Source organism: Streptomyces sp. 150FB (genome assembly GCF_000818195.1).
In the GTDB taxonomy this organism is placed as follows: Bacteria; Actinomycetota; Actinomycetes; order Streptomycetales; family Streptomycetaceae; genus Streptomyces.
Window position 1 is genome coordinate 4,340,093 of record NZ_JTHL01000001.1, and the last position, 5,013, is coordinate 4,345,105.

The 5,013-nt window shown below is 72.8% G+C and carries 2 protein-coding genes and 1 pseudogene; 2 read left to right on the forward strand and 1 reads right to left on the reverse strand.

The window, feature by feature from the left end; genetic code table 11:
- Window positions 1-4,187: pseudogene (locus QR77_RS18480) on the reverse strand (hypothetical protein); the annotation flags it as partial.
- 67 nt (window positions 4,188-4,254) lie between these two features.
- Here QR77_RS18480 and QR77_RS18485 point away from each other — a divergent pair.
- The gene (locus QR77_RS18485) at window positions 4,255-4,671 is read left to right on the forward strand and encodes a hypothetical protein (RefSeq protein WP_040023008.1); all 417 of its coding nucleotides are present in this window, start codon (window positions 4,255-4,257) and stop codon (window positions 4,669-4,671) included.
- A gap of 5 nt (window positions 4,672-4,676) precedes the next feature.
- A partial coding sequence (locus QR77_RS46780; protein WP_040023010.1) for a hypothetical protein occupies window positions 4,677-5,013 on the forward strand: 337 nt, incomplete at its 3' end.

A 5,013-nucleotide genomic window follows, 5' to 3' on the forward strand; every position in this document is an offset into this window, starting at 1 on the left:
TCGCGCGCGCCGAGTTGTTCGGCCGCGTAGGCCGCCGCCCCTGCCACACCGGGCAGTTCGTCCTCGGGCGCGGCGACCAGCAGGGCGCTGCGGCTGTCGGCGGTGTCGCGGTCCTCGGCCCGGGTACGGGCGTACGCGAGGGTCTGGAACCCGGGCACGTACGACGACACCACGGCGTCGAGCGCGGCGCCGCAGCCGCCGAGTTCACAGTCGGGCAGCGTGCACTGGGCCGCGTGCAGCGGCAGGGCGTTGAAGGAACCCGTGGGCACCCACCAGACGCGGGGCCACACGCCCTCGTCGGAGGCGTCCGAGATGTCGGAGGCGTCGGAGGGGTCTGAGGCCCCGGGAACTGGGTCGCACGACCCTACGAGTTCCAGTACCGGCCGCACGATCTTGTGCCACGTCCACGAGAGCGTCTCGTGGACCGTGGCGCCGGCCGCGACGAGCCGTGCCGGGGAGGGTCTCGACGAACCGTGCGCGTTGATGCCGTCGACGGCGTCGCGCAGCCGCCCGGCCATCTCCGTGATCTCGTCCGCCTCGGCTTCGAGGCGAAGGGCGGTGATCGACCCGGCCGTCACCACGAGGGCGTGGCAGTGGCGCCGGGAGTGGTTGAGTACGACGATCGGTCCTTCGGCCGCCAGCGCGCGCAACTGCTCGACGGAGAGGGCACGCAGGAAGCCGTCGAACCCGGGCTCGGTACGGATGCGCTCCACCAACGCGTCGAGTTGCCGCGACGCGCGGAGCCTGGCCAGCCGGGACCACTCCGCGTGCCCGGCGGGGACCGGGTCGGGCAGGTCGGGCTCGCCGGTGAGCTGGTCGGTCAGCAGCTCGAACTCCTCGGCCAGCGCCGGGTGTTCCGACCGCAGACCGCCGAGGTCGGCGCGGGCCTCCAGCCGCCGGGACAGCAGCAGCCCGCGCCCGCGCTCCAGCAGTTCGGTGGCGCGGTCGACGTCGGGCCCGGTGACGACATGGAGGATCGTCTCCGGCACGCGCGGTGCCTCCGGCACACGCTGTTCCCGCACAGCCGTCGCCATTTCGTCCCTGACACCGCGCGCCCAGACGGTGGCCTCGCGGACGAGGATCCGCACGAGCGCAAGCTCGATGATCAGGCGGATGTCCCCCTCGAATGTCGTCAGGCCGTGCTCGGCGGACTGCTGGTCGCTGCCACGGTCGGTGATCTCGGCCATGGCATCGACGGCCGCTTCGAGGTGGGTCAGGGCCCCGTCGACATCCAACTGATCCCTGGACAACGCGCCCGCCGCAGCTCCGAGTTCGCCGTGCGCACGCATCCACACCGGGATCCTGGGGTCCTGCCAGGCGCCGGGTCCTGCGCTGCCGGACAGCCGGGTCCTGAGGGCGGTGACCATGGCCCCCAGGGCGTTCGAAGGAGACCAGGGCGCGGCCCCGGCCGGCTGGTCCGGCTCGGACGGCGACGCGGAAGCCGAGCCGGAAGCCGACGGAGGCGGCGAGGGGAAAGGCCAGGGGCCGTCCAGTTGTTCCGACTGCTCCGACTGCTCCGGCTGTTCCGACGAGGAGACCGGAGGCAGTCGGCCCGCCTCGGCCATGGCGATGAAGGTACGCAGCATCTCCACCCACTCCCCGGGCGCCTCCGCCTCGACGGCGCCGACCACCTCACCGGCCTCGGCCAGGAGACGCGCCGCCTGGTCCGGGTCGGCGCCGCGTACCGCGACAGCGTGCTGGGTGAGCACCCGTGCGAGCGTGGAGGACGTGAAGAGCCGCATCGGGTGGCCGGCGGGGCACGCCTGGAACGTCGCGCGGCACCGGTCGATCTGGCCGTCGGTGATGTCGGACTTCGGACCGCCACCTGGCCCGACGCTCTCGACCAGGTCGACCATGGCGTCCCCCATGATGTCGGCCTCCAGCGCGCCTTTCCCGGACCGGGCGGCCGCCTGACGGGTCAGCTCCTTGAGCCGCCCCGCCTGCTCCCTGGCGTGCGTGAGTTGGCCCGGTTCATGGCCGAACACGTAATTCTGCAAGGCGTTGAAGAATCCGGTGTGGACCGACATCAGCTCCAGGTTGATGTCCGTGGGCGCCTCTTCGGTGGCGGAGGAGGCGAGCAGCGCCGACACCTCCCGCGCCGCTTCCGCGTCGAAGCGTCCGATCGCCTGGAACGTGAGCGCGTGGGCGAGGGTCTGATCGAACGTCCGGTCGTGCTCGGGCTGGTGCTCACGCGCGTAACGCAGCAGCGGGACCGCCTCGTTGAATGCCTCGTCCAAGATCGCCGGGTTGTTGGCCGCCATACCCGAGGCGGAGAGCGCGGCGCCGAGCGCCGCTGCCACCGACGCCCGCATGGAGGGGTCCTCCTCCCCGACCTCGGCGAGCACTTCCCGCAGGATCTCTATGTCGGAGGGGAGTTGGCCGGGGTCGTCGAGGTTGAGGTCGTGGATACGGATCAAGAGGGAGCCGAGCCTGGTCAGTTCGCCGTCCGCCGCGTCAGGGAGGCCCTCGATGACGTCCGCCAGCTCGCCGAACAGCGGGTTTCCGGCCGCCGCGGCACGCAGGTCCGCCGTGCCGTCGGCCGGGCCCGCGTTGGCCGCCTCCAGGGCGAGGACCACCGCGGCGTCGAACGCACCGCGGCGCAGCAGGCCGACCGGCAGAAAGCCGGCCGGGGCCTCGGCCGCCACCTCCTCGATCAGCGACGCCGACTCCAGGGCGAGTTGGGCCGCCGTGGCGAGCCGCGCCGCAGGAGCGGGTTCGGTCGACCGCAGCGCCTCCGCCCGCGCTCCCGTAAGAGAGGCCAGCACGGTGACGTAGGCATAGCGGTACGGCTGGTCGGCCGGCACGGCCGCCAGTGCGGTGCGGTACGCGGCGATCCGCTCGTCGGAGACTCCGCCGAGGTCCGTGATCGAGCCGGTTATGTAGAAGTTCTGCAGCCTGATGTCCGCGGTCGGTGAGGGCTCACCGTTCCGCGCGGTCCGCTCGTTGAGCTGCTCGATCATGCGGCCGAACGACTGCCCCGCCTCCCGGACCCGCCCCGGATCCACACCGGGGGGCAGCTCCGAGAACTCCCTTGCCGCGGCGACGAATTCGGTGAGGAGTTGCTCGTCGGCGCTGCTCATCGTGCCCGGTATGTCGACGGTGGCCAGGAGTTCGGCCGCTTCGCGTGCCGACTCCCGTGCCTCTTCCCGTACTTCCTCGGTCGCCGCCCCTTCGCCACCGCGCTCCCGTGCGAACGCGTCAAGTGCCCGGCCCAGCGCCGCGACGACATGGGGATGCGCCGGATGGTCGGCGGGCGTGTCGGCGAGCGCCGCGCGCAGCCGCCGTACGCCACAGGCGATCCGGGCCGCGTCGTGCTCGCTCACGCCCGCGTCGGCGATGATCGCGCCGACGCGCAGGTCCCGTTCCCCCGGCCAGGAGAACGGCTCGGCTTCCAGCGCGCGCAGGAAGCGCAGCGCCTCGGCGCTCTCCGGGGTGAGCGCCTCGTCGGGGGCCCCGGCGACCAGCCGCTCGACCTCGGCGAGGGCGGGCTCACCGAGCAGCCGTGCGGCGTCCAGTACGGTCCCGAGGGCGACCGCCGCCGCCTCGGGGGCGCCAGGGCCGAGGGAGTCGAGCGGGATGGAGGACAGCCGCTCGCACGCCGCCCCCGCGTACCGGGCGGCCACGGCGAGCGCGTCCGGATCCGCGGCGAGTTGGAAACGTGTCGCGTTGAGCCCGAGGGTGTGAACGGCCAGCTCGAAGAATCCCTCGTGGTTCTCGGGCAGGCACTCGTGTGCCGTGTCGGACCAGGCGAGCGCGAGGTCCAGCGTGGCCAGCCGCTCGGCGTCCCCGAGATCCGGCACGCTGAAGACGGCCTCGCCGAACACCGAACTCACGAGGTACGCGAACCGCGCGTCATGCGTCGGATCGGCGGGGTCGAACGTTTCGCGCAGGGGCTCGGGGAGCTGTGCGTCGGCGGGCAGGCGCAGGCGCAGGAATCCGTAGGTGCTCACCATGATCGACATGTTGCGCTGCGCGTCCGGGTCTTCGGGGCCCTGGTGGCGGAGGCAGAAGGTCCAGCAGACAAGGGTGACCGAGCCGAGGTCGATCGCCGACTCCGGCGACGGCGCGGCCTCGCGCAGCAGGGCGAACGCGTCCGCCACCGCCTCGTCTCCGCGCAACGGCGCGGGATCCTGGGCGTTCTGAGCGGCTACGAGGCGTGCGATCACTCGTTCCTGAAGCTCAGTCATCGTCCGATTACAGTAGTGTGACCGCACGTCAAGACGCAGTGTTTCCGGGGATTTCAGGGAGTCTGTGGTGGGGGACGGGGCGAAAGCGCGCAGGGTGTACGAGGACGCCGTCGAGTACCTGTGCCGCAATGTCGACGCGATACGCGAGGTGATCGACCCGGGAGTCTGGGCGGTGTCCTTCACGGTCGTCCGGGACGGCGACCCCACCGCCGACGCGTGGCGCGACGCCGTACGCGCGTTGCACAACGCCGCCGAGGCGGCGGGGATACCCGGCGGGCTCGGCCTCCGCTCCACGATGGGCGTGGGCGACTGGCCGGCCGGACCCACACCGCGATCGGCCGGCTGGGTCTGCCCCACGGGGCGTTGCGCGCGGGTCGACCTGCGCGAGGGCGGCGAGAGCGGGGCGGGTGGGACAGCCGGGGCGGGCACGGAAACTCCGGCCTGTGCCCTGACCGTTCGCCCGATGCGCCCGGTCGGCGGCTGACGGCGGTGGGACTGCTCGCCGAACTCCAGAAGCGCATACCCGACGGCTGGTTCCTGCGGCGGTTGCTGCCCGCCGCGCTGTTCGTCGTGGTCGCGACCGTGGGCGGCGGGCAGCTCGGGCAGCACCGCTGGAACGACCTCGGGCTCGCCCGCGAACGGATCGCCGGTGCCCTGCGGCCGAACGGCGGCGGCACGTCCGCCGACAGCGTCGCTTCGCTCGTACTCCTCGCGGTGGCGGCGGTGGCAGCCGCGTTCGCCGTGCCGTTCGCCGCGGGCGCTGTCGGCTCGCTGGCTTCGGGGGCCTGGCCCTGGTGGCTGATGCCGCTGGGCCGGCGGCTGACCG